Source organism: Streptomyces sp. 8K308 (assembly GCF_004348315.1).
Lineage (GTDB): Bacteria > Actinomycetota > Actinomycetes > Streptomycetales > Streptomycetaceae > Streptomyces.
This window is the reverse complement of sequence record NZ_SMKC01000005.1, coordinates 1-23,150: the sequence shown is the minus strand read 5'-3', so window position 1 is coordinate 23,150 and position 23,150 is coordinate 1. Positions and strand designations below refer to the sequence as shown.

General features: G+C 70.6%; 24 protein-coding genes and 4 pseudogenes. 15 read left to right on the top strand and 13 right to left on the bottom strand.

The window, feature by feature from the left end:
• Positions 1–238: 238 nt before the first annotated feature.
• Positions 239–541 (top strand): annotated as a pseudogene (locus E1265_RS01705) (hypothetical protein); the annotation flags it as partial.
• A 552-nt stretch (positions 542–1,093) separates the two neighbouring features.
• Here E1265_RS01705 and E1265_RS01700 read toward each other — a convergent pair.
• Positions 1,094–1,724 (bottom strand): annotated as a pseudogene (locus tag E1265_RS01700) (alpha/beta hydrolase); the annotation flags it as partial.
• Positions 1,725–1,830: 106 nt separating this feature from the next.
• Between E1265_RS01700 and E1265_RS01695 the strand changes: the two are divergent.
• The 5 genes and pseudogenes from E1265_RS01695 to E1265_RS01675 form a co-directional block, all read left to right on the top strand.
• Positions 1,831–2,400 (top strand): TetR/AcrR family transcriptional regulator, encoded by a 570-nt coding sequence (locus E1265_RS01695; RefSeq protein ID WP_132928391.1) that lies wholly within the window; start codon positions 1,831–1,833, stop codon positions 2,398–2,400.
• Positions 2,401–2,524: 124 nt separating this feature from the next.
• Positions 2,525–2,776 (top strand): hypothetical protein, encoded by a 252-nt coding sequence (locus E1265_RS01690; protein WP_132928390.1) that lies wholly within the window; start codon positions 2,525–2,527, stop codon positions 2,774–2,776.
• 138 nt (positions 2,777–2,914) lie between these two features.
• Positions 2,915–3,733 carry an oxidoreductase gene (locus E1265_RS01685; protein ID WP_132928389.1) on the top strand — a complete coding sequence of 273 codons (819 nt, stop codon included), beginning with the start codon at positions 2,915–2,917 and terminating at the stop codon, positions 3,731–3,733.
• A gap of 145 nt (positions 3,734–3,878) precedes the next feature.
• Positions 3,879–4,581 (top strand): annotated as a pseudogene (locus E1265_RS01680) (SDR family oxidoreductase).
• 55 nt (positions 4,582–4,636) lie between these two features.
• Positions 4,637–4,924 (top strand): annotated as a pseudogene (locus tag E1265_RS01675) (alpha/beta fold hydrolase); the annotation flags it as partial.
• A 267-nt stretch (positions 4,925–5,191) separates the two neighbouring features.
• Here the strand turns inward: E1265_RS01675 and E1265_RS01670 are convergent.
• The 8 genes from E1265_RS01670 to E1265_RS01640 form a co-directional block, all read right to left on the bottom strand.
• Entirely contained in the window at positions 5,192–5,443 is a 252-nt protein-coding gene (locus tag E1265_RS01670) for a hypothetical protein (RefSeq protein WP_132928388.1), read from the bottom strand.
• Positions 5,444–5,909: 466 nt separating this feature from the next.
• Positions 5,910–6,485: an NAD(P)H-dependent oxidoreductase gene (locus E1265_RS01665; protein WP_132928387.1), complete on the bottom strand. Its 576-nt coding sequence runs from the start codon at positions 6,483–6,485 to the stop codon at positions 5,910–5,912.
• Positions 6,486–6,563: 78 nt separating this feature from the next.
• Positions 6,564–6,830, bottom strand: coding sequence for a hypothetical protein (locus tag E1265_RS01660; protein ID WP_243740466.1), 267 nt, complete (start codon positions 6,828–6,830; stop codon positions 6,564–6,566).
• A gap of 136 nt (positions 6,831–6,966) precedes the next feature.
• Positions 6,967–7,641, bottom strand: coding sequence for a PP2C family protein-serine/threonine phosphatase (locus E1265_RS38510; protein WP_243740465.1), 675 nt, complete (start codon positions 7,639–7,641; stop codon positions 6,967–6,969).
• Positions 7,642–7,664: 23 nt separating this feature from the next.
• Positions 7,665–7,817: a hypothetical protein gene (locus tag E1265_RS38505; RefSeq protein ID WP_165953616.1), complete on the bottom strand. Its 153-nt coding sequence runs from the start codon at positions 7,815–7,817 to the stop codon at positions 7,665–7,667.
• A gap of 530 nt (positions 7,818–8,347) precedes the next feature.
• Entirely contained in the window at positions 8,348–9,493 is a 1,146-nt protein-coding gene (gene dgoD, locus E1265_RS01650) for a galactonate dehydratase (protein WP_132928385.1), read from the bottom strand.
• A gap of 34 nt (positions 9,494–9,527) precedes the next feature.
• Positions 9,528–10,277, bottom strand: coding sequence for an SDR family NAD(P)-dependent oxidoreductase (locus E1265_RS01645; RefSeq protein WP_132928384.1), 750 nt, complete (start codon positions 10,275–10,277; stop codon positions 9,528–9,530).
• A gap of 43 nt (positions 10,278–10,320) precedes the next feature.
• Positions 10,321–11,538 (bottom strand): ROK family transcriptional regulator, encoded by a 1,218-nt coding sequence (locus tag E1265_RS01640; protein WP_132928383.1) that lies wholly within the window; start codon positions 11,536–11,538, stop codon positions 10,321–10,323.
• 116 nt (positions 11,539–11,654) lie between these two features.
• Between E1265_RS01640 and E1265_RS01635 the strand changes: the two genes are divergently transcribed.
• From E1265_RS01635 to E1265_RS01625, 3 genes are read left to right on the top strand one after another with little or no spacing between them, the layout of a single operon-like run.
• The gene (locus E1265_RS01635; protein WP_132928382.1) at positions 11,655–12,995 is read left to right on the top strand and encodes an extracellular solute-binding protein; all 1,341 of its coding nucleotides are present in this window, start codon (positions 11,655–11,657) and stop codon (positions 12,993–12,995) included.
• On the top strand, positions 12,992–13,987 hold the full coding sequence (locus E1265_RS01630) for a sugar ABC transporter permease (protein WP_132928381.1): 996 nt from the start codon (positions 12,992–12,994) through the stop codon (positions 13,985–13,987). The genes E1265_RS01635 and E1265_RS01630 overlap by 4 nt, the downstream gene beginning before the upstream one ends.
• A complete protein-coding gene (locus E1265_RS01625) occupies positions 13,984–14,808 on the top strand; it encodes a carbohydrate ABC transporter permease (RefSeq protein WP_132928380.1) in 825 nt (274 codons plus the stop codon). Before E1265_RS01630 ends, E1265_RS01625 begins: the two co-directional genes overlap by 4 nt.
• Before the next feature lie 389 nt (positions 14,809–15,197).
• On the opposite strand, the gene E1265_RS36745 is transcribed toward E1265_RS01625, so the two are convergent.
• The gene (locus E1265_RS36745; RefSeq protein ID WP_165953615.1) at positions 15,198–15,371 is read right to left on the bottom strand and encodes a hypothetical protein; all 174 of its coding nucleotides are present in this window, start codon (positions 15,369–15,371) and stop codon (positions 15,198–15,200) included.
• Between the two features lie 111 nt (positions 15,372–15,482).
• Positions 15,483–16,292, bottom strand: coding sequence for an alpha/beta hydrolase (locus E1265_RS01615; protein WP_132928379.1), 810 nt, complete (start codon positions 16,290–16,292; stop codon positions 15,483–15,485).
• 159 nt (positions 16,293–16,451) lie between these two features.
• Here E1265_RS01615 and E1265_RS01610 point away from each other — a divergent pair, with 159 nt between their 5' ends.
• From E1265_RS01610 to E1265_RS01590, 5 genes are all read left to right on the top strand, one after another.
• Positions 16,452–17,309 carry an SDR family NAD(P)-dependent oxidoreductase gene (locus tag E1265_RS01610; RefSeq protein WP_132928378.1) on the top strand — a complete coding sequence of 286 codons (858 nt, stop codon included), beginning with the start codon at positions 16,452–16,454 and terminating at the stop codon, positions 17,307–17,309.
• Between the two features lie 2 nt (positions 17,310–17,311).
• Positions 17,312–18,604 carry an aminotransferase class I/II-fold pyridoxal phosphate-dependent enzyme gene (locus E1265_RS01605; protein WP_132928377.1) on the top strand — a complete coding sequence of 431 codons (1,293 nt, stop codon included), beginning with the start codon at positions 17,312–17,314 and terminating at the stop codon, positions 18,602–18,604.
• 16 nt (positions 18,605–18,620) lie between these two features.
• Positions 18,621–19,592, top strand: coding sequence for a diiron oxygenase (locus E1265_RS01600; protein WP_132928376.1), 972 nt, complete (start codon positions 18,621–18,623; stop codon positions 19,590–19,592).
• Positions 19,593–19,594: 2 nt separating this feature from the next.
• The gene (locus E1265_RS01595) at positions 19,595–20,431 is read left to right on the top strand and encodes a tryptophan 2,3-dioxygenase family protein (RefSeq protein WP_132928375.1); all 837 of its coding nucleotides are present in this window, start codon (positions 19,595–19,597) and stop codon (positions 20,429–20,431) included.
• Between the two features lie 430 nt (positions 20,432–20,861).
• A complete protein-coding gene (locus E1265_RS01590; RefSeq protein WP_132928374.1) occupies positions 20,862–21,230 on the top strand; it encodes a hypothetical protein in 369 nt (122 codons plus the stop codon).
• Between the two features lie 15 nt (positions 21,231–21,245).
• On the opposite strand, the gene E1265_RS01585 is transcribed toward E1265_RS01590, so the two are convergent.
• Together E1265_RS01585 and E1265_RS38500 are read right to left on the bottom strand one after the other, a co-directional pair.
• Positions 21,246–22,148, bottom strand: coding sequence for a DUF3626 domain-containing protein (locus E1265_RS01585; RefSeq protein ID WP_132928373.1), 903 nt, complete (start codon positions 22,146–22,148; stop codon positions 21,246–21,248).
• Between the two features lie 112 nt (positions 22,149–22,260).
• The gene (locus E1265_RS38500; RefSeq protein ID WP_243740460.1) at positions 22,261–22,560 is read right to left on the bottom strand and encodes a hypothetical protein; all 300 of its coding nucleotides are present in this window, start codon (positions 22,558–22,560) and stop codon (positions 22,261–22,263) included.
• 421 nt (positions 22,561–22,981) lie between these two features.
• On the opposite strand from E1265_RS38500, the gene E1265_RS37765 reads away from it, so the two are divergent.
• The coding region (locus E1265_RS37765; RefSeq protein WP_132928423.1) for a transposase at positions 22,982–23,150 on the top strand (169 nt) is incomplete at its 3' end.

Genomic DNA, 23,150 nt, shown 5'->3' with positions numbered 1-23,150 from the left:
AAGCGCGAGAGGGTGATCTGAAAATCGGCGTGGTACGGGATCCTAGAGAACGGCTCAGAGGCGTTTCGCAGGGGGCACGTGGGGTCCCTGTGGACGCTTGGAGGAGACGCGGAGCGCGTGGTGTTCCAGCTTCGCCACGGTGCAGGTTCCGCCTAGCCGAGACGGAGTAGCTGCGGCGGGGGAATATATGCCTGTATGGCTTGGGAGCTCCGGCCTCAGTACGGTTGGGGCTGTCTTCGGGTTCCTGCTCTCCGTGGTGGCCTGACTCGGCGCGGTGGTCGCGGTCTTCGCGTGGGGCTGGGCCGCCGGGCTCATCGGGGTTGAGGAGACCGGCCCGGTCATGAGCAGGATGCCGATCCTCCTGGTCGGCATCGTCTTCGGCCCGGCCATCGCCGTCCTCTTCGACGCTTTCGTCGTCCGCGTGGCCATCGTCTCCGCCGTCCTGGCCCTCCTCGACCGCGCGGCGTGGTGGCTGCCGCGCTGGCTGGACCGTGCCCTGCCGAACGTGCACATTGAGGGCGAGCGGCTCCATCAGGCACTGGACGGTGGGGTGACGGCACCAGCACTGACGAGGAACGCTGGGATCAGTCCGAGCCCGAGCTCAGGGCCGTCTGACACCGGCCCGTCAACAGAGGGAAGCAACTCCACAAGACGAGTCACGCCGGAGCGGGGCGCGGCGACGGCCGTGTCAAGGCGGGCCGAGTTGCCGAGTTATGTAACAGCGATCTCCGCACATCCCCTGGTGACAGCGCTGCCATCGCGTAACTTTCCGAGTGGCGAAGCTCGTTGAAGCGAGACGACGCGATGGTCTTGTCCCGGCATGAGAGCACACCGTCTGATGGGGTGTCTGCGTACGGCGGACAGAATCGAGTTGATCAGGGTCCTGGGCCCAGAGGACCCTGCGGGAACCCACCGAGGCCGAGGCCACCGCCCGGATCGGCACCGGGCCCGGAGAGCACGCCGAGACACGCACGAAGATGAAGGGACACCGGAAGTGACGTTGCTGGCGTCCGCCGTAGACCCGGTATGCCTTGCGGGCCGCCGCGTCGCCCGTGGTGGCCGCGCCCTCGTGTCCGCGGCACTGTCGGTGTGGTTACGCGACCGCGTCCAACAGGTCGGCCACCAGCTCCGGCCTCTCCAGCGCGATGAAGTGGCTACTCCCGGAACCTGCGTGAAGTCGGCGGCCGGCAGCAGCTGCTTGTTGGCTTCCCAGTCTGAGGGCCGGGACCAGTCCTTCTCGCCGTAGACGAGGTGGATGGGCACCTTGACCTCGGGGTAGCGCGAGCGGGCCGCGATGAGGCTGGGCAGGTTCTGATACACGCCCCGGGGGCGACGGTCGGGTAGCCGGGGCGGCCGCCCGCCTGGAGGAGCTCGTCCACGTAGTCCGCCCGCAGCGCACTCTTGTCGCCGAGGCCGCCCTGCAGGATCCTGCGGAGGGCGGGCTTGGGCTCCACCCCGGCGATCACCGGGCCCACTCGCGGAGTGAGAACACCGCTGACCACCACACGGGCGAGGAGACCAGACCGGGCGATACCGCCGCGGAAGTCGTACGCGTTCACCGCGACGACGCGCCGTACCCGCTCCGGCAGATCGGCCGCGGTGGTCAGGGCGAGTACCGCCCCCATGGACTCCCCGACCAGCGTCACGTCGTGGAGGTCGAGTGCGGTCAGGAGCCGGTTGACTCCCGCGCGCATGGCCGGCTCGTCGTACGAGGCCCCGGGCACGGTCGCTCCCAGGCATCCCCTCTGTCGTGCGGCCAGGGGTAGCCACCCCGAGCGCCGCGGAAACCGATCGGTTTCCGTTTTGCCGGAATCGAGCTACCCTCACCGTATGAGCACCGAAGTGAAGGCCAGGCCCCGGGAGCGGCTGCTGGAGGCGGCGGCCACGCTCACCTACCGGGAGGGTGTCGGCATCGGCATTGACGCGCTGTGCAAGGCGGCGGGGGTGTCCAAGCGCTCCCTGTACCAGCTCTTCGAGAGCAAGGACGAACTGCTGGCGGCGAGCCTGGAGGATCGCGCCTCGGCCTATGTGGCGACGCTCCTGCCCCCCGCGGACGATGGCCGTTCACCCCGCGAGCGGATCCTGCACGTCTTCGAGCAGGTGGAGTCGGAGTCGGTCGCGCCCGAGTTCCGAGGCTGTCGGTACCTGGCGGTGCAGGTCGAGCTCAAGGATCAGAGCCATCCCGCCAGTCAGGTGGCTCACCGGGTCAAGTCGAACCTGACGGCGTTCTTCCGTTCCGAGGCCGAACAGGGTGGCGCGAGCGATCCCGACCTGCTGGCCCGACAGCTCAGCCTGGTCTTCGACGGCGCCAGCGCCCGCGCGGGGATCGGAGCCGACACCCTCACCGGCCTCATCGCGCCCACTGTGGCCACCCTGCTCGATGCGGCAGGCATGGGCTGACGGTCGCCGTCAGGGCAGGCCCGCAGCGGACCTGGTATCAAGATTCCGGACAGCACCTCCGCTGGGGGAGGTCCGACGGCCGTAGGGCTGTTGCCGACCGGGCGTCCCGTGCGCGAGGAGGACCATGCTGTCGGCGGCCGGCGGCAGGTGCATGGTTTCCCGGAGCCGTCTCGCCGGCCCGGAGCAGTTCGCCGATCTGCTCACCCTCGCCCTGCGCCTCGGCGGCTGCCGCGATGGCGTATCCCCGCATCTGCGTCTGGAGCGCTTCGGAGTGCTCCGAGATCAGCCGCGCATGAGCGACCGCCGTGATGTGGCGACCCCGCAGTCCGCGCCGGGCGCTCCCGGCCCTCGACGGCGGCCGAACGCCGACTTCTGATGACGGGCCGACCTGCACGCGGCCGGCGGCGAAGAAGAGCACGGCGGCCCCGGCCGGATCGACGCTGGAACTTGCGCATGGAAACCGATCGGTTTACGCTGAGGGAAACCGATCGGTTTCTCAAGAGTTCGGGGGTCCATGATGACCGCAGATCGGCCGGTGGCACTCGTGACGGGTGCGTCGTCCGGCATAGGGAAGGAAACCGCGCTCGCGCTGGTCGCAGCGGGTTTCGACGTGGTCGGCACAGGCCGCGACACCTCACGCGTCACTCCGCTCGACGGTGTGACGTTCCTCGACCTTGACGTGACCAGTGACGCCTCGGTCACCACCGCGGTCCAACAGGTGGTCGAGCGGTTCGGGCGGATTGACGTCCTGGTCAACAACGCCGGCGTCGGGTCGACGGGCGCGGCCGAGGAGACCTCCGTCGCGCAGGCCCAGGGCGTCTTCGACACCAACGTCTTCGGAGTCATGCGCATGGTGAAGGCGGTCCTCCCGCACATGCGCGCTCAGCGTCGAGGGCGCGTCATCAACATCTCGTCCGTGGTCGGGTTCATCCCCTCGCCCTACATGGCCGTCTACGCCGCCTCCAAGCATGCGATCGAGGGGTACACCGAGTCCCTGGACCACGAGATCCGTGAGCACGGCGTCCGGGCGCTTCTCGTCGAACCCGCCTACACCAGGACCGGATTCGAGGCCAACAGCGGGAAACCCGACACGCCCCTGCAGATTTACGCGAAGCAGCGGCACACCTTCGACCGCCTGATGGCGGAGGCGATCGAGAGCGGCGACGCCCCCGCCCTCGTCGCCAAGGTGATCGTCACTGCGGCGACCGACGCCAAGCCGAAGCTGCGCTACACCGCCGGCTCCATGGCCGGACGCGTGAGCACACTGCGCCGCGTCGTTCCCACTCGGGCCTTCGACAAGCAGATCCGCAAGCTCAACCGGCTGGCCGGCTGACGCCCGGCCGGGCCCAAGCACCCCGTGAGAGGCGAGTGGAGTGGCGTGTGCGCGGAGCGGAACGAGATCGATGTTCCGACGGAGATGTCCGTGGCGCCGTGCCGCGCGCCTGCGCCAGATCGTTTCCCAACTCTTGGAGGTAGTCGTGACAGCGATAAAGGGCGCCACCGTGCTCGTCACCGGAGGCAGCCGGGGCATCGGCAGAATGCTGGTCGAGGAGCTCCACGCGCGCGGTGCCGGCAGGATCTACGCCACGGCCCGCGACCCGCGCAGGGTGACGCACACCCACGCCTGTTCCGCTGGCGCTCGAGGTAACGGACCCCGCTTGCGTGGCGGCCGCCGCCGAGCAGGCCCAGGACGTCACCATCCTGATCAACAACGCCGGTGCCTCCGTCGGCGCCTCGTACCTCGAGTCGCCGACGGAGGACGTGCGCCGGGATCTGGAGACCAACTTCTACGGGCCACTGCTGGTCACCCGGGCCTTCGCGCCGATCATCGAGCGCAACGGCGGGGGCCACATCCTCAACGTCCACTCGGCCCTGTCCTGGCTGGCCGACGGCACGCCCTACAGCGCGTCCAAGGCCGCCCTGTGGTCGCGGAGTAACTCGTTGCGCCTGGCGTTGCGGCGGCGCGGCCTCGCGGTGACCGGGCTCCACGTGGCCTACGTGAACACCGACATGACGTCGGGAATCGACGCACCCAAGGCCGACCCCCGTGACGTGGCCGTGGCCGCCCTGGACGGCATCGAGGCGGGGGCGCACGAGGTGCTGGCCGATGACACCACCCGTTGGATCAAGTCGCAGCTGTCCGCTGACCCGGATACCCTGTACGTGCAAATGGGAAAATAGCAAGAAATGCGCATCTTCTGAGGTGGTGCGAGCTCTCCGATTCAAGGAGGCTGGTGTGGACGGTTCGCTCACCCACTCCTTCGTAGACGTGAACGGGGTCAGGCTGCACATCGCCGGGCAGGGGCAGGGGCCGCTGGTTCTGCTGCTGCACGGCTGGCCGGGAGGCTGGTACTCCTGGCGTCACCAGTTCGGGGCGCTGGCGGCGGCCGGGTACCGGGCTGTCGCCCCTGACCAGCGTGGCTAGGCCCGGAGCGAGCAGCCGCCGGACGTCGCGTCGTACACGCTGCTGCACCTCGTCGGCGACGTGATCGCCCTGATCGAGGAGTTGGGGGAGGAGCAGGCACCAGGAGGTGATCGTGCGCCGGGCGATGCCGAAAGCGAGGCCGATACCAGGTCCCGCGCTGAGCGCCGCGAGCGGCCGGCGAAGGTCAGGAAGGTCTTTGAGCGTGTGTGGGTCCACATCATTCCCGCCAAACCGCCGCCCTAACGGCACGACTTCGTCAGGGCGCACCTGGCCGCCGCACCCAGCCGAATCTCCCGGCCGAGCCACGCCGCTGCCGTCGAGCGACGTGACACCCGGTCCGGATTCCGTTGGCGTGTCAGCGCGAAGTCAGCGCAGGATTTCAGCGCGCAGCCTCTCGTCCGGCGTGGCGATGTCCCAGTAGCGAGCAGTGCCCCGCGCGTTGCCGTAGACGCCCGTACCGCCGGTGACGGCCATGTCGAGCGAACTCGTTCGCCCCGACCAGAGCGACTGCATCGTGAGGGAGCCGCGCTCGAGTTCTATCGTGATCAGGCATTGCGTCGTGAGTTCCTCGCTCTCGACGTGAATGACCTGACACGATCGCCCCCCCACGTCCGACACCGCGACCATCCCTGATGGCCGTGCCGGAGTAGACGTGCATGTCACCCACGCTCGGCCCTGGCTGGCCGAGATCGGAAACCACGTACTGATCGTTCTGAACTCCGAGTTCGAGGACTTCGACCCCGCCCCTTTCCTGGCTGTCGGCGTCAGCGGTGCCCACCGAGCAGACGCCGACCATGGCGGCGACCAGCGATACGGCAACGAACCTCATGAACGTCGCTCCGGCTCGTGGGGTTGCCGATTCCGTGCTGATTCCCCCGCTCCTTCCGACGCGCGGCCGCGGAACCCAGAATGCTGGTGACCACGATGAATTAATCCTCCTCAGGGGTTTTCCCTGTGCGAGCAAGGTCCCGTCCACGATCAATATCGCTGTGGCGTCATGTCATGCGGACAGAGCGAGTTGAACCCGCTCGAGTTGGCGCCGGGCGCGGACCGCCACGGTCATACCGCGGATCCTGATCGTTGTTCAGGCAGCGGTTTGGGAAGCGGCGCGCAGCGGCGCGAGTGCGGCGCTCCAGGCGACGACCTGGTCCAGAAGGGCGTCCAGCGCGGTGGCGCTGTGGTCGGTTGGCCTGAGGGTGGCGTAGTGCTCGAACTCGGTCATCAGTGACAGCGTGACCTGCTGGCCCACGCTGGCCATCTGCAGCGCGCCGCAGATCAGCCGTAGTTGTTCTGCCGCCCGGGCGCCGCCGACGACGCCGTAGGAGACGTAGCCGACCGCCTTGTTGTTCCATTCCGCGTACAGGTAGTCGAGGGCGTTCTTGAGCACCCCGGAGGCGGAGTGGTTGTACTCGGGGGTGACCATGACGAACCCTGCGAACGAAGCGATCCTGGCCGCCCAGACCCGGGTGTGCTCGTGCTGGTAGTGGCCGTGTTTGGCCCCCAGCGGCTCGTCCAGGTGGGGGAGCGGGTGGTCACGCAGGTCGATCAGTTCGAACTCGGCGTCGGTGCGGCGCGACGCGGTGTCGTGGACCCACGTGGCGACCTGTTCGCCGTTGCGGTTGGGGCGGGTGCTGCCGAGGATGATGCCGATCCTGGTCATGTCCGATTCTCCTGTTCTGCAGTGTGGTGCGACGAGTCCGTCAGCGGGCGTCCGCGCCGCGCCGGGGTACGGACCCCGTCAGGGGGCTCTCGTCGAGGTACCGGATCTCGTAGACGCGTTCGGTGAACTTCCAGGCGCCCGGGGTGCGCTGGTAGCGGTCGTGGTAGATGGAGAATTCACTCCGGACCGGCCGTCGCAGCCGCGCCCGACCTCGGACATGTACGCACGGCCGGACGCGGTGTCGCCGTCGAGCCGGATGACGCCCGGATGGGTGTTCTGTACCAGGAAGTTCACGAACTCCGGCACCCGTCGGCCCCAGGCGCGGATCTGCTGCTGGCCGGACATCTCGGCGGGGATGTCGGGCATCCGCCACACGCCATCCGGTGTGAACAGCGACGCGGGGCACGACGCCCAAGGCCGGCCCGCCGCCGGGTTCGTCCGAACCCGACGGCCCCAGCCGAGATCACGGCGCAACCGGCCGTCAGGCGTTCGAGGCGGTCACGGCGGGCCAGGGCCACGCCACAGTCCTCAGTGCCAAGCACTCACTCCTTATGCCGCGGCGCGGGTATGTCGAGTGGCCACGTCCAGCAACCGGTGGTCCCTTCCACGGCGACCACGTTGGCGTCGGTGAGCCTCGCCCTCCGGCCGTCTCCAGTGTGGGGTGCTTGTCGGGTCGGTAGCTGGGACCGTTCATGATGACCTGGTGGCTGGTGTTGATCAGCCGGTCGAAACCAAGCCCCTTGACCGTGCTTCCTGTGTCATCGTCACGCTGGGGGCGTCCCGTCAGCATTTTCTCATCGGGTGAGCCTGCTCCGCGTCTACTCGGCAGGCTTCCCGGACGGGTCTCCTGGCCGCGAAGGGCTCGTTGGATGGTGGCTGGCCAGGACGCGGTGTCGTCGTGGAGGTTGCCTCCGGTGTGTGCCAAGACGTCGTCGATGACAGCGTCGACGAGTGTGTCGGGGTCGTCGAAGACCCGGTCGCGCAGGCTGATCGAGGGGTCGTAGAAGCTGCCGTGGGGGGCGCGGGCCTCGGTGACTCCATCGGTGTAGAGCAGCAGGAAGGCTCCGGGCGGGAGGTCGGTCGCGCACAGGTACGTGTCCGGTTGTCGTGCCCCCGTGCCCAACCCGAGGGGTGGGGCGCTCCCCGGGGCCGGCAGGTACCGGGGAGCGCTCGCGGGTGTCAGGACCAGCAGGGGCGGGGGTGGCCGTGGCAGACGGTCGTCATCCGGTGCTGCTGCCCCGAGCGGATCTCCGTGAGGATGGCTGTGATGAAACCCTCGTAGGGGTCGAGGGGTCGGGGGGTCTCGTTCTCGCGGAGCAGGGCCTGTTCCACGCGGGCGCTCAGTGTGAGCAGGTCCGGTTCGTGCTGCGATCGACCGGCCCCGCCGCCCGCGATGACTCCTCGAGGACGCCGGCGAGGACCAACTGGTGGTGCGCCGCGGCGACTGCTCCGCACCCGCCCCGGAGCATGAGGTACGGCCGGCGAGCGAGGATCGAGCGCGCGTGACCCAAGGAGTCCGACCATGAGTTCTGCCGTGCCTGCCGACGGGCGCTCTGATTCGGACTTCATCTTCGGCTGCTGGCAGGTGCACAACCGCAAGCTAGGTGGACGTCACCGGCCCGGCCTGTGACGACTGAGTCGGGTTCGACGCCACGGCGGCGGCCGAGCCGATCATGGGCGACCTTGGGCTGCAGGACGCTCGGGTCGAGGCGCTCCAGTCTGGGCGACCGACCCGCCACGGGACGCCAAGGGCTGCTGGTCACCATGGCTTGGCGCACGTTCCTCGACAGACCCGCGCGGACACCGCCCGCCGACGTGAGGACCGCGCAGAGGAGGAACCGGTCGCCGGACCGTCCGACGTCTCACCACTCGGCGAACGAGCCGTCGGCGTGCCGCCAGATCTGGTTGCGCCAGCGGTGCCCCTTGGCAGCCATGTGGCGCACCGTGTCCTCGTCGATCTCGATGCCGAGCCCGGGGCCGAGGGGCCGCTCGACGTGACCGTCGGCGAAGCGGAAGCAGCCGGGGTCGGCGAGGACGGCGAGCAGCTCGTTGTCGTCGGGGGCGTGGATGTCGAGGCTCTGTTCCTGGATGAGGAAGTTCGGTGTCGCGAAGTCGACCTGGAGACTGGCCGCCAGGGCGATCGGGCCCAGCGGGCAGTGCGGGGCGAACGCCACGTCGTACGCCTCGGCCATGGCGGCGATGCGACGGGCCTCCGAGATGCCGCCGGCGTGGCACAGGTCCGGCTGGGCGACGGCGATGCCGGTGGGCAGGACGTCCCGGAAGTCCCAGCGGGAGTACAGGCGTTCGCCGACGGCCAGCGGGACGGAGGTGCCTGCGGCGACGGCGGCCAGGTCCCGGGAGAACTCGGGCAGCACCGGCTCCTCGACGAACATCGGCAGCAGCGGCTCCAGGAGGGGGAGGGTCCGGCGGGCCATGGCGGTGGAGAACCGGCCGTGGAAGTCCAAGGCGATGTCCACATCCCAGCCGACCGCCTCGCGTAGCGCGGTCAGCTGCTCCATCACGCCGCGCACCGCCGCCGCGCTGTCGAGGTGCCGCAGCTGGGCGCTGACGTTGCACTTGACGGCGGTGTAGCCCTGGGCGATGGCGCGCCGCCCCGCCTCGGCGAGTTCGGCGGCGTCCCGGCCGCCTATCCAGCGGTAGACCCGAGCCTTCTCCCGCACCGGGCCGCCCAGCAACTCGTACACGGGGACGTCCAGCGCCCGGCCCTTGATATCCCACAGGGCCTGGTCGATTCCCGCCAGGGCGCTGGAGAGCACCGGGCCGCCGCGGTAGAAACCGCCCTTGGCCAGCACCTGCCAGTGGTCCTCGATCCGGCGGGGGTCGGCGCCGAGGAGCAGGTGGGACAGCTCCTCTACGGCGGTGGCGACCGTCTCGGCGCGTCCCTCCACGATGGGCTCGCCCCAGCCGGCGATGCCCTGATCAGTCTCGACACGCACGAAGAGCCAGCGCGGCGGCACCAGGAAGGTCTCGATACTGACGATCTTCATCACAGCTCCGGTAGGTGGGGATGGGCGGCGGCCGTCACAGCCGGACGCTCCATCCGCCGTCGATGGGCAGTGCCGCGCCGGTGGTGTAGGCGGCGTCGTCCGAGGCGAGGAACGCCACCGCGGCAGCGACCTCCTCGGAGGTGCCGAACCGGCGAAGGACGGTGTTCTCGGCCTCGGCCCGCTGGTCGGCCGCCGTGGTGTACCGCCACTGGGCGGTGGCGATGGGACCGCAGGTCACCGCGTTGACCCGGACAGCGGGGCCGTACTCGACGGACAGCTGCCGGACCAGGGCCTCCAGGCCACCCTTGGCGGCGGCGTAGGCGGCGAACCCCGCCCGGCCCTGGCGGGCGTGGACGGAGGAGACGGCGACGATTCTGCCGTGCGCGGCGAGCAGCGGGGCGTGGAGAGCGCGGACCCCGAGGTAGGTGGCCTTGAGGCAGACGTCCACCACACGGTCCCAGTCCCCCTCAGGCAGCTCGTGCGCGGGCCGGATGGCGATCGCGTAGGCGTTGGAGACGAGGACGTCGACGCGGCCGTGGCGGTTGAGCACGGTCTCGGACAGGCGCTGCCAGTCGGCCGCGACGGCCACGTCGCAGAAGACGGCGTCGGCCCGATGGCCGTCGGCGCGCAGCGCGGCGGCCACCCGCTCGCCCGCCGCCTCGTCGATGTCCGCGATGACGACGGCGGCTCCCTCGGCGGCGAGGCGGCGCGCGCACGCGGCGCCGATGCCGTCGCCGCCGCCGGTGACGACCGCGACCTTTCCCTCGAACCGGGTACTGGTCATGCGGACTCCTCGATGGCGGAGGCGGGGGTGCGCGTGAGCCGCGTCATGTCGTGGCCCGCCGGACGGTGAAGCGGTTGAGCGACGCGGCCAGGTCCGCGGTCTCGCCGAGGACGAGCGCCGCGCCGCCGAGCGCACCGACCCGGCCGCCGAGGCCCAGCTCGGCCGGCACCACGTCCACGTCCCGGACCGGGGACAGCGCGTACCGGCGAACGGCGGTCCGCAGCGGGCCCAGCAACGCCTCTCCGGCCTGGGCGATCTCGCCGCCGACGATCACACGTTCGGGGTTCAGGAGGTTGCACAGGTTGGCCAGCACCTGGCCGACGACCGTGCCGACATCAGAGAACACCCCCTCGCCGGCCCGGTCCCCGGCCGCGGTGCGGGACAGGACCTCGTCCAGGCCGGTGCCCTCCCCGAAGACGGGGCGGAGCGCGGCGAGCACGGCGGGGATGCCGGCGTGCAGGACCAGGCAGCCGCGGTTGCCACAGCGGCACGGCGGGCCGTCGATGCTCACCGACAGGTGTCCCAGCTCGCCGGCGGCCCCGATCGCGCCGCGGTAGAGCCGCCCGTCGAGGATGAGGCCCGCGGCGATGCCGTTGGACAGGCCGACGTACAGCAGGTTCCGCACCCCGCGGCCGGCGCCCCAGCGGGCCTCGGCGACTGCCTCCAGCCGGGTGTTGTTCTCGACGGCGACGGGCAGCCCCAGGGCGCGCTCGAACTCCTCCAGGACGTGGACGTGTGACCAGGGCTCGCCGGGCAGGGACACTCCGACGACGCCGGTGGTGTGGTCGATCGGCCCGGGCACGCCGATGCCGGCGCCCAGTATCTGCTCGGTCCGCAGATCGTGCTCGTCCAGCAGCTCCCGCAGGACGCCCAGGCCGGCGGCGATCCGCTCGGCGGGGCCGCAATCGGGGTCCAGGGGGGTGCCCCGGCCGGCGATCCGCTGTCCTGAGAGGTCGCCGAGGTGCACCCAGACACCGTCGAAGGCGTGGTTCATGCCCACGACGGCGGCCGCGTCCGGGTTGATGGACAGCAAGTCCCGGGCCCGCCCGTCGTGGTCGTCGCCCGGCTCTTCGTCGGACTGGACGACCAGGCCGCGGGCCATCAGGTCGCTGACGATCGTGGACACCGTAGTTCTGGAGACTCCGGCCCGGCGCGCGAGCGCGGCCCGGTGCAGGGGCCCGTCCGCGAGCAGGAGGGCCAACACCCGTTCTTGGTTGGTCCGTCGCAGCCCCTGCAGTGATCCTCCGGACTTCTGGCGCATGGGGGATAGATTACAGGGCTGTTTCGAAAGTGCGTCAAGACTCTTGACACGGATTCCACCCAGGCACAGGCTCTGCCCCACTTATACGCACACCTTCGGGAAAGGGTGGTGTGCTCATGCACGCACGCCTCGACGTCTCGCTGAGTCGTCGCCGCTTCCTCGGTCTGTCGGCCGCCGTTGGCACGGCCGCCCTGTCCGGCTGTGCCCTCTCGGTCGCTCAGGGCGCCGGCCGGCACCCGGTCACGGTCATGGCGACGGCCGACGACATATCGCCGGAGCTGGTCCAGCTGGCCGCCGAGCAGCTGGACATCCGAATCGATATCGTCACGTACGACCCCACCCGGCTGACCGCGATGCTGGCCAGCGGCCAGCCGCCGGACCTGGTGCGGGGCCTGGGGGCGGTCGACACCCCCTACCTCGTCGCGCGGGAGGCCGCCGAGGACCTGGACCCGTACTTCGCCCGCAGTTCGATCCTGAGGGTCGACGACCTGGACCCGGTCAACGATCTGTGGCGGTTCGACGGCCGGCGTCAGGGCGTGGGCCCCCGCTACGGCATGGCCAAGGACTACTCCCAGGACTCGATGTTCTGGTACAACACCGCGCTGTTCGAGCAGGTCGGGGTCTCCGACTACCCGCCGGACGACCAGCCGCTGACGTACGAAGAATGGCTGGACCTGGGGCAGCGGCTGGCCCAGCGGGACGGCGGTCGTACCACCGTCTTCGGCATGAGCGCCAACGGCCTGGGCCCCCTCGTGAACCTGATGACCATCACCGCGGCCGCGGGCGGGCAACTGTTCAGCGACGATCTGAGCCGGGTGGACTTCTCCAGCCCGGAGGCCCGGCAGGCCCTCACCTGGTACCTCGAGTACGCCCAGTCCCGGGTCGGCCCCAGCCTGATCAACCCCGATCCCAACGTCTGGGACGGCCCGACCTACCAGGCCGGCCGGCTGGCGATGTCCAACTCGGGCTACTGGTTCGGTGGCCTTGTCGGCACCTCGTCCCCGGAGATCGCCGCCGCCTCGCGGCTCGCGCCGGCTCCCCAGTTCGCCGGCCGGCCCAGGATCAGCACCTGCCAGTCGGGAACCGGGTTCTGGATGCCGAGGAAGGCGCGGAACAAGGACACCGCGTGGCGGCTGTTCGAGTGGTTCTTCGGCGAGGGCCCGGCCCAGGGCCGGGCGTCGGGCGGCTGGGGCATCCCCACCCTGCTGTCGCTCCGTTCGCTGATGCCCAGCGAGCAGCTCTACCAGCAGCAGGCGCTGCGGGTCCAGAACGCGGAGCTGGAGTACTTCTCGACCCTCTCGTTCACCCCGTACGCGCGCTCCACCGCCCTCGACTCCGTGCTGAACCAGGCGCTGCCCGCGGCGATGCGCGGCGACAAGCCCCTGGACGTCCTGGTCCGCGAGCTGAACGAAGGCATGAACCACCAAATGGACCTCGGCAAGGAGCTCGTGTCATGACCGTCGAAGAGATACGGGCGGTGCCCGGCCCCGCCACGCGGGCGGAGCGCGCGCCCGGCGCGGCGGCGACCGGCCGCTCCAGCTCGATGGCCGTCCGGCGGCGCCGGGCGTTCTACATGTTCACCGCCCCCTGGCTCGTGGGCTTCGTGCTGCTGACGGCGTTCCCGATGGGCTACGCGCTGTGGCTGAGCTTCACCAACTTCGACGCCATCTCGCCGAACTGGCGCTTCGTCGGCCTGGAGAACTACCGCGAGGCGCTCAGCGACCCGGTGATGCGCCAGTCGCTGGGCCGGACCGCGTGGTTCACCCTGATCAGCGTGCCCATGACGATGATCGGCGGCCTCGTGCTCGCGGTCCTGGTCAACCGCCCGCTGAAGGCACGGGGCCTGTTCCGCACCCTGATGTACCTGCCCGCGGTCATCCCGCCGGTGGGCACGGCGATCACCTTCAAGCTGATCTTCGACACCAACGCCGGCGCGACCAACGGCGTCCTGGACTTCTTCGGCATGGACGCCGTGGCCTGGCTGGCCGACCCGTACGCCCGCTACGTCATCCTGATGAGCGTTCTGTGGGCGCTGGGCAACACCATGATCATCTCCCTGGCGGGCCTGCAGGACATCCCCCGCGAGCTCCAGGAGGCGGCCCGCGTCGACGGCGCCAGTGCTTGGCGGTCGTTCCGCAGCATCACCCTGCCACTGCTCTCCCCGGTGCTCCTGTTCCAGGGCGTGACCGGAGTCATAGGCGCGCTCCAGACGTTCATGCCGCTGCTGCTCGCCGCGGACAGCAGCATGGCCGGGACCACCACCGTGCCGCAAGACAACTACATGTACATGATTAACGTGTTCGCGCAGTACTTCGCGTACGGGCGCTTCGGATACGCCTCCGCCCTGCTGTGGATCCTGTTCGCGGTGATCGTCGTCGTCACCGCCCTGATCTTCAAGGCCACCAGCGGCGCGGTGTTCTACAACGTCGAACCGGAGGCGAAGAAGTGAAGCTCAACGCGCCCCGCCTTGCTCTCTACACCGTCCTGGTCCTCGTCACCGGACTCCTCCTCGGCCCCTTCGGCTGGCTGCTGATCACCGCCCTCAAGGCCCCCGACGAACTGGCCGCCCTCCCCATCCGCTGGCTACCCGAGAACTTCCAGTGGCACAACTTCGCCGACGCCTGGAACGGCGTCAACTACCTCGGGTACACCCGCAACTCGCTGATCATCGCGGGCATCTACTCGGTCCTGGTCACCCTCAGCTCGGCCTGGGTGGGCTTCGGCTTCGCCCGGCTGTCCGCCCCCGGCAAGCGTCCGATGTTCGCGGCGCTGCTGAGCACCATGATGCTGCCGCAGATCATCACCCTCATCCCCACCTACCTGGTCTTCGCCCGGCTGAACATGATCAACACCTACTGGCCGTGGGTGCTGTGGGGGCTGGCCGGCGCGCCGTTCCTGATCTTCCTGTTCCGGCAGTTCTTCGTCGGCCTGCCGCGTGAGATGGAGGAGGCGGCGATCGTCGACGGCTGTTCCTACACCGGCATCTTCTTCCGGATCTTCCTGCCGCAGTCCTGGCCGGCCATCGCCGCCAGCCTCGTCATCTCCTTCGGCTGGACCTGGGGCGACTTCATTGCCCCGTCGCTGCTGCTCAGCGCCGACAAGACCACCCTGGCCGTCGCCCTGACCAGCGCCTACACCGACGCGGCCGGCAACCCGCTCCTCAACCTGATGGCCGCGGGCGCCGTGATGTACGTCCTGCCTCCCCTCCTCCTCTTCCTGGTGGCCCAGCGCGGCTTCATCGCCGGTATCTCCACGACCGGCATGAAGTGACCGCCTCCCCGCACATCTCCAAGGAGCAGAGTGAGTCCGTCCCCAGCCCCGACGCGCCACCCTCCAGGCCGCCCGCGCCACCGGCCTCCTGGGCGGCACCGCGCGCACGCCGCCGCACCCGGCGAGGAGGAGCAACCAGTGAACAGAGTGGTCGTCCACCCGCCTCTTCCGAGCGTGCCCACGAACAACGCCTTCACCGTCAAGGTGCGCCCCGTCGGCGGCACCTGGCAGACGCTCGGCGTCCACCTGGTCAGGCTCGCCCTCATCAACCCCGTCACCGGCGGCAACCAGGCGCAGAACTCCTCGATGGCCGCCTTCGACTTCTCCGGCACCGTCGAAGTCGAGGTCACCTACGACTCCATCGCCCTCTACACCCACCGCTGGGACTTCTACGGCGACTCGAAGAGGGCGTGGACGTCCCCTGCGACTCGGACGCCGCGCAGCACGTTGCCGTTGGTGCGCAGTCCTTTCAGCCGGCGGTCGGCCTTCTTCGCGGCCTCCTGGATCTCGGGTTTGCGGCCTGCTCGCTTGTGGTCGTCCAGCTCCCGCAGGACAGCGGGCATCAGGGTGGACCGCGGACGGTTCCCTCGTCGGTGCAGTGGCCCGAGTGAGACTTCCTCGGCCGCATCGATCCCGCCGCCCTGGGCTCGGCCGCGGCGCGCGGAGCCGGGCGGTCAGTCCGGTGCCGTCGCCCCGGGACGGCCGTCCGGGCCGGACGGGCCACCCAGCTCGGCCAGTGCCGCCGGCACCGCCGGCCAGGCGGCGCTGAGCGGGTCGATCACCGCGAAGTGGCCGGCGCCGGGCAGGCGGACCAGCCGGGTGCCGGGATGGGCCGCCGCGTACGACGCGGCGACGGCCGGGGGCACGATCCGGTCCGCCGCCCCGTGCAGGATCGTCACCGGCGAGCCGGGCCCCGGAGCACGGACGGGGTCCAGGTCCGGGCGCCCGCCCGGACCGGCGCCGAGAAACGCGTGGACGGCGTCCTCGTCCAGCGCCAGGTCGTGGGCCAGCCGCAGATCGGCGACCGGGGCCAGGGCCAGCGTGCCCAGTGGCGGCGGCACGCCGGGCGCGGCCGCCGCCCACAGCGCCAGGTGACCGCCGGCGGAGTGGCCGGCCAGGACGTATCCGCTGCGAGTGCCGCCGGGGGCGTCGCCGGGCAGCGCGGCGAGGGCCGTGAGCACGGCCCGGACGTCCGCGGTCGTCAGGTCGGGCCGGCCCGGCACCCGGCGGTACTCGGCGGAGACGACCGGCCAGCCGGCGTCGCGCAGCGCCGCCGCCAGCGGGCGCGTGTGGCCGCGGTCGTAGTCGGGCCGCCAGAACCCGCCGTGCAGGAACACCACGGGCGGGCGGCCCGTCGCGGCGCCCGGCGCCGGCCGCCAGACGTCGGCCACGTGGTGGGCGGTGTCCGGGCCGTAGCGCAGCACCTCGTCGGGCGCGGGAGCGGGCCGGGTCAGGACGGAGCGGTCCTCGGTCGCCTCGGTCACGCGGAACCTCCTCTCGGCGCCGCGACCCTAGCAGCGGGACGGCCCGCGGCGGCCCGCCGACATGGACAAGTCGCGCTGCTCACCGGCGACTTGGACAAGTCGTGGCGGCTGCCGACGACTTCGGGGACTCCACCCGCCGACCGCCGGTAGGAAGGACCCGTGCGGGAAACGAGTGCGGACACGGACGCGCGGACGCGTCGCGGCGTACTGGTCACCGGGGGGTCGCGCGGCATCGGCGCGGCCGCGGTGCGCCGGTTCGCCCGCGCCGGGGACCGGGTGTTCTTCACCTACCACAGCGGTGTCGGACCGGCGGAGGAGCTGGTGACGGAGCTGGCGGCCGAGGGCCACGAGGTCACGGCGCTCGCCTTCCGGCAGGGGGAGCGGGACAGCCACGAGGAACTGGGCCGGGCGCTCGCCGGCAGCCGGGTGGACGTCCTGGTCAACAACGCGGCCGTGGGCTCGGCCACCGTGGCCCGCCACGCGCCGGAGCCCGGCCCCGACCGGGACGCCGCGTTCCTGCGCGTCAACTGCCTCGGGCCGCTGTGGCTGGTGCGGCAGTTCGCCCCCGCGATGATCGCCCGCGGCTATGGCAAGGTCCTCAACGTCTCCAGCGTCGGCGGCGGCGTCGCCGTGTTCCCCCAGTTCGACGTAGCGGACGGCATGAGCAAGGCCGCCGTCGCCTACCTGACGCGGCACCTGGCGGCCCAGTGGTCGGCCCTGCCGGTCGACGTGTTCGCGGTGTGCCCGGGGGCCGTCGACACCGGGATGTTCCGCGCCAGCACCCTCGACGGTCTGGACCCCGGCCGGCTGCGGGCCCTCACCTCGGGGCTGCCCGGCGGAAGGCTCATCGAGCCCGCGGAGGTCGCCGACGTCCTGTGGTGGCTGTGCGAGGAGCCGGCCCGGATCCTGCGGGGGGCCGTCGTCGACGCCTCGCTCGGGCTGGGCAGCGACCCGGCCGCCCTGGACCGCACCCCGGGCCACGACGACTGGACCGGGCAGGCCGGGCGGGGGTGGTGACGATGGTGTCCCGACAGGCGGGCCGGCTGGTCAAGGCGTCACCGCCCATCGCCGCCGCGCACTTCCGCGCCGAGGCCGACCCGTATCACCCGGAACGCAACCCCGGCGGCTACGTCAACCTCGGCACCGCCGAGAACCGGCTCGTGGCGGACCTGCTGGCGCCCCGCCTCGCCGAGGCCCCGCCGCCCGACGCCGCCACCACCCGGTACGCGCCGCTCCACGGCTCGGCGCGGCTGCGCGAGGCGATCGCCGCGTTCCTGTCGGCCACCTCACGTGCCACCCCGGTGGACCCCGGCCACCTCGTGGTCGTCGCTGGCGCCACCACCGCGCTGGACGTCGTCGCCACCGCGCTGTGCGACCCCGGCGACGGGATCGTCGTCCCGGCCCCCTACTACGGGGCATTCGATGTCGACCTCGCGGGCCGGTCCGGTGCCCGGCTGCTGCCCGCCCCGCTGTCGCCCGCCGACGGGTTCGCCCTCGCGCCGGACGCCGTACGCCACGCCGTGGAGCGCGCCCGGCGCGACGGCGTCCCCGTGCGGGCCCTGGCGCTGTCGTCGCCGTCGAACCCGCTGGGGCAGGTCTACCCGGCGGAGGTCCTGCGCCGGCTGCTGGCCGTGGCCGCCGAACTGGACCTCGACGTCATCAGCGACGAGCTGTACGCCCACAGCGTCTTCGGGCCCCGGCGGTTCGTCAGCGCCGCTGACGCCGCCACCGGCTCGCCGCTGCCCCCGGAACGGGTCCACGTGGTGTGGGGCTTCGCCAAGGACTTCGCCCTCCCCGGCTTCAAGGCGGGCGTCCTGCACACCACCGCGCCGGACGTCCTGGCCGCGGCCCGCGAACTGGCCTACTTCGCGCCGTTGTCCACCCAGACCCAGGAACTGCTGGCGTGGCTCCTGACCGACGACCCCGGCTGGGTCGCGCGGTACCTGGCCGCCGGGCGACGCCGGCTGGGCGCCTCGTACGCCGCCGCGACCGGCGCGCTGGAGCACCACGGCGTGCCCCACCTGCCGGCCGAGGCGGGCTTCTCCGTGTGGCTCGACCTGCGGGCGGCCCTGCCCACCGGCGCGTCTGGCCCCGACACCGCGCACGCGGCCGAGGAGGCCCTGTGGCGCGAGCTGTTCGAGAACCGCCGGGTCAGCATGCTGCCCGGCGGGATGTTCGCCGCCCCCGAACCCGGCTGGTTCCGGATGTGCCACACCACCGAACCCACCACCGTCCGCGTGGCCGTCGAGCGCCTGGGCGGGCTGCTCGCCGCGCGCACGCGGCGAAGACCACCGACCCGACGGACACGATGACGGAGTACAGCAGGAGATGACGACCGCGACACCGGCCCCGGACGGCGCAGACGCCGGAGCGACGGGACCCTTCGCCGAGTGGTACACCGCCGCGGGGGTGCGCTCGGGCGTACGCCGGCTCTTCCACGACGAGAGCGACCAGGGCAAGGTCTTCTTCCCCGAACGCCTGGTGCCCTTCCTCGACCACCCGCTCCTGGCCGGCCTGGACCGGCAGCAGCGCTCCGCGCTCGCGCTGCGGCACCTGTACCAGTTCCTGATATCGACCACCCACATGGAGACGCGGGTCGTCAACACCGCGGCCGAGCGGATCGCCAACGGCCGCAGCGGCGTCGAACTGACACCGGACGACCGGCTGGACGCGTTCAAGGTCTACTGCGACGAGGGCTACCACGCCCTGTACAGCCTCGACCTGGCCCACCAGATCGCCGACACCACCGGCGTGCCGGTACCCGACTGGGACTACGGCCGGTTCGTCGACCGGCTCGTCGCGACGGCCAACCGGCTGCTGCCCGGCGAACCCGTCCTCGCCGGGCTCTTACAGGTCGTCGTATTCGAGACGCTGATCACCGCCGTCCTCAACGAGCTGCCCGGCGACACCACGGTCATCACGACGGTCCGCGACCTCATGCGGGACCACGCCCGGGACGAGGGCCGCCACCACCGCTTCTTCTCCGGCTACTTCCACCGGCTGTGGCACGCGCTCGACGCCCGGCACCGCGCCCTGGCCGCCCACGCCCTGCCTGCCCTGATCCACGACTGCCTCGCCGCCGACCTCGGGCCGGCCCGCGCGTCCCTCGCCCTGGCCGGGGTCGACGCCGACGTCATCGCCGGGGTCGTCGACGACCACATGGCGACCGACCGGGAGCGCATCCGCTCCATCACCCGGTCCACCGTGCGGATGTGCCGCTCCGCCGGGGTCTTCGACGTGCCCGGCGCCTACGAGGAGTTCGCCCGCCACGGGCTGGTTGCGGGGGACGGGGGCGAGTGACCATGGCGACCGCTTCCTCCGTACCGGCGTCCCCGTCAGGGCTACCGCCGTCCGGCCCCCTGACCTACTGCGGCTACCTGCGCCTGGCCGACCTGCTCACCGCCCAGGTGCCCGTTGTGCGGCCGCCCGCCCGGGACGAGCTGGCGTTCATCGTCACGCACCAAACCTACGAGCTGTGGTTCAAGCTGCTGCTGGCCGACCTGGAACTGGTGCGCGACGAGATGTTCGCCGGCCGGCCCGCCGCGGCGTCCCGCGTCTTCGAACGGATCCACGTCGTCGGCCGGGTGCTGCTGGAGCAACTGGCCGTCCTGGAGTTCATGACCCCCGCCGACTTCGCCGAGTTCCGCGACGCGCTGGCGCCGGCCAGCGGGCTCCAGTCGGCCCAGTTCCGGGAGCTGGAGTTCCTCTCCGGGCGGGAGGCGCCCGTCCCGCCCGAGCGGGCCTGCGCCGGCCTGGGACCCGAGGAACGGGACGCGGTGCTGCGACGCCTGGCCGAGCCCAGCGTGTGGGACGGTCTCCGGCACCTCCTGCGCGAACTGGACACCGGCGGGCGGGACGTGGGGGAAGCCGCGGGAGAGGACAGTCTGCCCGCGACCCTGGCCCGGATCGCCGCCGGGCAGGAGCCCGGTACCGGCGAGCTGCGGCGGCTGGTGGCCCACCTGTACGCGTACGACGAGGAGGTCGTCGCCTGGCGGACCCGCCACGCCGACCTCGCCGCCCGCCTCATCGGCGACACGCCTGGCACTGGCGGGACCAGCGGCGTGGACTACCTCCGCCGGGCCGCGCGCCGCCGTTTTTACCCGCTGCTGCACGACCTGTTCGGGGCCTGCCCGGCCTAGCTGTATTGCCCTTCTCCGACCTGCCCCACCTGCACGCTTCTGCAACGGTCTCGAACTCGACCGCGCCGTAGTGAACGCGGGCCTGACCCTTCCGTGGAGCCAAAGGCCGCCCCCGCAGGTATTTGTGCGGCGGTGGCGGCCGGCTGCACGGTGATCGGCTTGACGACAACCCACCGAGAGGAAGCACTCCGGCAGGCACACACGCGTGCCGCGTCCTTGACAGAAGTGCGAAACCTGCTGATCACACACGGACTTCTCGCAAGGCGCTGAGGCCGGGGGCAGTCCACGGTGGCTCAGCATCGGACGGTGCCGAACGGGACGGGCTGGCATGACGCCTAGTAACCGGAAGGTAGGAGGTGATCCCGCTGTCTACATAGCTCGAGTGGCATATCGGCATGCGATACCTCGGTCGCACCCTGAGAATGACCCCATGGTCCAGCTGATCGAAGTGTCCGACCCCAACGGTGCTGAATCCGTGGGCCATATGTTGCTCAGGGCATGGCTCCAGACCTACCCGAACGAAGACGCTGGTGTTGATGAGACGTGGATTCTTGAGCAACGAGGGTCTGCTGTCACCGCGGAGGGTATTGGGCAGTGGCAACAGTTCATCGAGGAGACGATACGTCACCCAGAGCTGTTGTGCCGCGTCGTCCGTTCCGGGGCGGAGATCGTCGGAGTTCTCTGCGGCCGCCGGGACTTCGCCGGTGAAGGGCTGCAGCATGCCGATGGCTGGCATGACATGCACCTTCACGCGCGCCTACGAACTGATCGCCGCCCGACCGCGTCACCCTCTCGGTGAGGACGACGCTGTCGTTCAGGGCCCCGCTGCTTCCGGTAAGCAGCAGATGGCGACGGCGTGCAGGGCTTCCACGCTGGTGGGAAGCGGCGCGCCGAAGCGTGCCAGGCAGTGCCAGACCTTCTTCAGTGCCTGTGGGTCGTAGCGGCTGGTGGCGGCGGCCTCGCCGATGGTGCGAGGGTCTAGGCTGCCGTTGGCCGCGATCTCGGCGCCCAGGTCGACATACTCCTGTCCGCGGTAGTCCGGGTGGCGCCGCAGATGGTCCGCGGTGATGTGGTAACCGGGATGCCATTCGACCGGGCACGGCAGTCGGCGGGCGGCGGTTTCCACGGCTGTCCCGCGATAGCTGGGATCCAGGGCCAGCGCCTCCACGTCACGGTCGAGCCTGACCGGCCCGTGGATCTGTGCCTCGATGTGACCGTCCAAGGCGTCCAACCCATCGGTCTGGGCCAGGTCGATCAGGGCACAGCGGCTCGCGACACCGAATGCCGAAGGATCGGTCGAACTGTCCGGGTAGCAGAAGGTCGCGCGTTCAAGGGCGTGGGCGGCGAGCCTGAAGTGCGAGGAGCCGAACCGCGGCGCGCCGCCGACGGAGGCGCGCCGGTAGTTCAGCGCGCCGTAGACCGGCCGTGCGTGAGCCTCGGCACGATCGTAGGCACCACCGAAGACACGGCTCTCCCATCGCCACCGGTCACCACCTGGATAAGCGGTCAGGCCGCCGTTGCTGGTGCCGGTCACGAACTGCGAGCAGTAGACGCCGTCTTCCGCCATCTTGAGGAGGACCAGACGATCACCCACCAAGCGGTCGGGATGGAAGTTCATCGTCAACCGCAGTCCCGAGTCGAGCGGCCCTCCAACCGACAGGGCTGCTACATGTCGCAGAGCCCTCTCCTGCAGCGACCAAGAACCATCACCACCCATCCGTGCAGTGTGTACGAAGGCCGTCCATCGCGGCACGTGAATTCGGCCGTCTCATCGACAAGACGACGTCCGATGGCTTGGCAGAGCCGAGGGCTGCGTTCTCGCTGGGGCGTCAGCTCGCGCGTCGTTCTGCAAGGTCCAGCCAGTGCTCCACGTCGATCGGACTGAAGTGTCTGATGGCCCAGTCGACCATGCGAAGGCTCATGTGGGCCCATGCTGGGCGCAGGATCTCTTCGGGGAGCGAGTCGAGGACGGCGTCGAGGCGTTCCGTCATTCCCGTGTCGGTCTTCTTGGCATGGATGCCGAAGCGCAGGGTGACCAGGTCGAATCGACGATCACCGCGGGCGGCGCCGTCCCAGTCGATGACTCCTGTGATCGCCGGCCGGTCGCCAGCATGTTGCCGGGGTGGCAATCCAGGTCCGCGTCATCCCCGGCCAACTGAGACGGGCTCTCGGCGCCGACAGCGGCAATCCAGCGTTCCAGCGCTGCGCTGCGGCGGTTGTGCTGACGGAGCGGCTCGTGCAGGCAACAGCCGACGCCGGCGCCCAGCAAGTTCAGGTCCGCTGCAGGGACGTCAGGCCGGTCGTCAAGTCGATTGGCCTGCAACTGGTTGAGCTGAGAAGCCGTATCTCAACCGATCACGGAACGTGCGGGTCGAACAGGTTCCCGTCGGGGTGATGTTCCCGTTGTATGCGCATGAAGGCAGGGCCTCTCGGTAGCTCGGGGATGCGAATCTAACCGAGCAGTGCCGGGAGGCCCTGGTGTCGTTGTTGTACGTGTCCGAGCCTGTCCAGTTCAACTCGGCCGCACCATCGTGTGATTGCCTCGCGCACGTGTACGGCAACGCGGTCGATCATCCCGATCGGGTGCGCCGGTATCCGTCGGACATGACGGACGCGGAGTGGGCGACCATCCGACCGTTGCTGCCGGTGCCGGCCTGGCTCCAGGGGCGGGGCGGGCAGCCGGAAAGCTATTGTCACCGTCAGATGCTGGACGCGATCC

What these genes read in the sequence shown, in the direction of transcription:
- E1265_RS01690 (WP_132928390.1), top strand. Translation starts at nt 2,525, where the DNA reads ATGCTGTCGGCGGCCGGCGGCAGGTGCATGGTTTCCCGGAGCCGTCTC.
- dgoD (WP_132928385.1), bottom strand. Translation starts at nt 9,493, where the DNA reads ATGAAGATCGTCAGTATCGAGACCTTCCTGGTGCCGCCGCGCTGGCTC.
- E1265_RS01665 (WP_132928387.1), bottom strand. Translation starts at nt 6,485, where the DNA reads ATGACCAGGATCGGCATCATCCTCGGCAGCACCCGCCCCAACCGCAAC.
- E1265_RS01695 (WP_132928391.1), top strand. Translation starts at nt 1,831, where the DNA reads ATGAGCACCGAAGTGAAGGCCAGGCCCCGGGAGCGGCTGCTGGAGGCG.
- E1265_RS01630 (WP_132928381.1), top strand. Translation starts at nt 12,992, where the DNA reads ATGACCGTCGAAGAGATACGGGCGGTGCCCGGCCCCGCCACGCGGGCG.
- E1265_RS01590 (WP_132928374.1), top strand. Translation starts at nt 20,862, where the DNA reads ATGGTCCAGCTGATCGAAGTGTCCGACCCCAACGGTGCTGAATCCGTG.
- E1265_RS01645 (WP_132928384.1), bottom strand. Translation starts at nt 10,277, where the DNA reads ATGACCAGTACCCGGTTCGAGGGAAAGGTCGCGGTCGTCACCGGCGGC.
- E1265_RS01585 (WP_132928373.1), bottom strand. Translation starts at nt 22,148, where the DNA reads ATGGGTGGTGATGGTTCTTGGTCGCTGCAGGAGAGGGCTCTGCGACAT.
- E1265_RS01635 (WP_132928382.1), top strand. Translation starts at nt 11,655, where the DNA reads ATGCACGCACGCCTCGACGTCTCGCTGAGTCGTCGCCGCTTCCTCGGT.
- E1265_RS01605 (WP_132928377.1), top strand. Translation starts at nt 17,312, where the DNA reads ATGGTGTCCCGACAGGCGGGCCGGCTGGTCAAGGCGTCACCGCCCATC.
- E1265_RS36745 (WP_165953615.1), bottom strand. Translation starts at nt 15,371, where the DNA reads ATGCCCGCTGTCCTGCGGGAGCTGGACGACCACAAGCGAGCAGGCCGC.
- E1265_RS01600 (WP_132928376.1), top strand. Translation starts at nt 18,621, where the DNA reads ATGACGACCGCGACACCGGCCCCGGACGGCGCAGACGCCGGAGCGACG.
- E1265_RS01660 (WP_243740466.1), bottom strand. Translation starts at nt 6,830, where the DNA reads ATGTCCGGCCAGCAGCAGATCCGCGCCTGGGGCCGACGGGTGCCGGAG.
- E1265_RS01595 (WP_132928375.1), top strand. Translation starts at nt 19,595, where the DNA reads ATGGCGACCGCTTCCTCCGTACCGGCGTCCCCGTCAGGGCTACCGCCG.
- E1265_RS01685 (WP_132928389.1), top strand. Translation starts at nt 2,915, where the DNA reads ATGATGACCGCAGATCGGCCGGTGGCACTCGTGACGGGTGCGTCGTCC.
- E1265_RS01640 (WP_132928383.1), bottom strand. Translation starts at nt 11,538, where the DNA reads ATGCGCCAGAAGTCCGGAGGATCACTGCAGGGGCTGCGACGGACCAAC.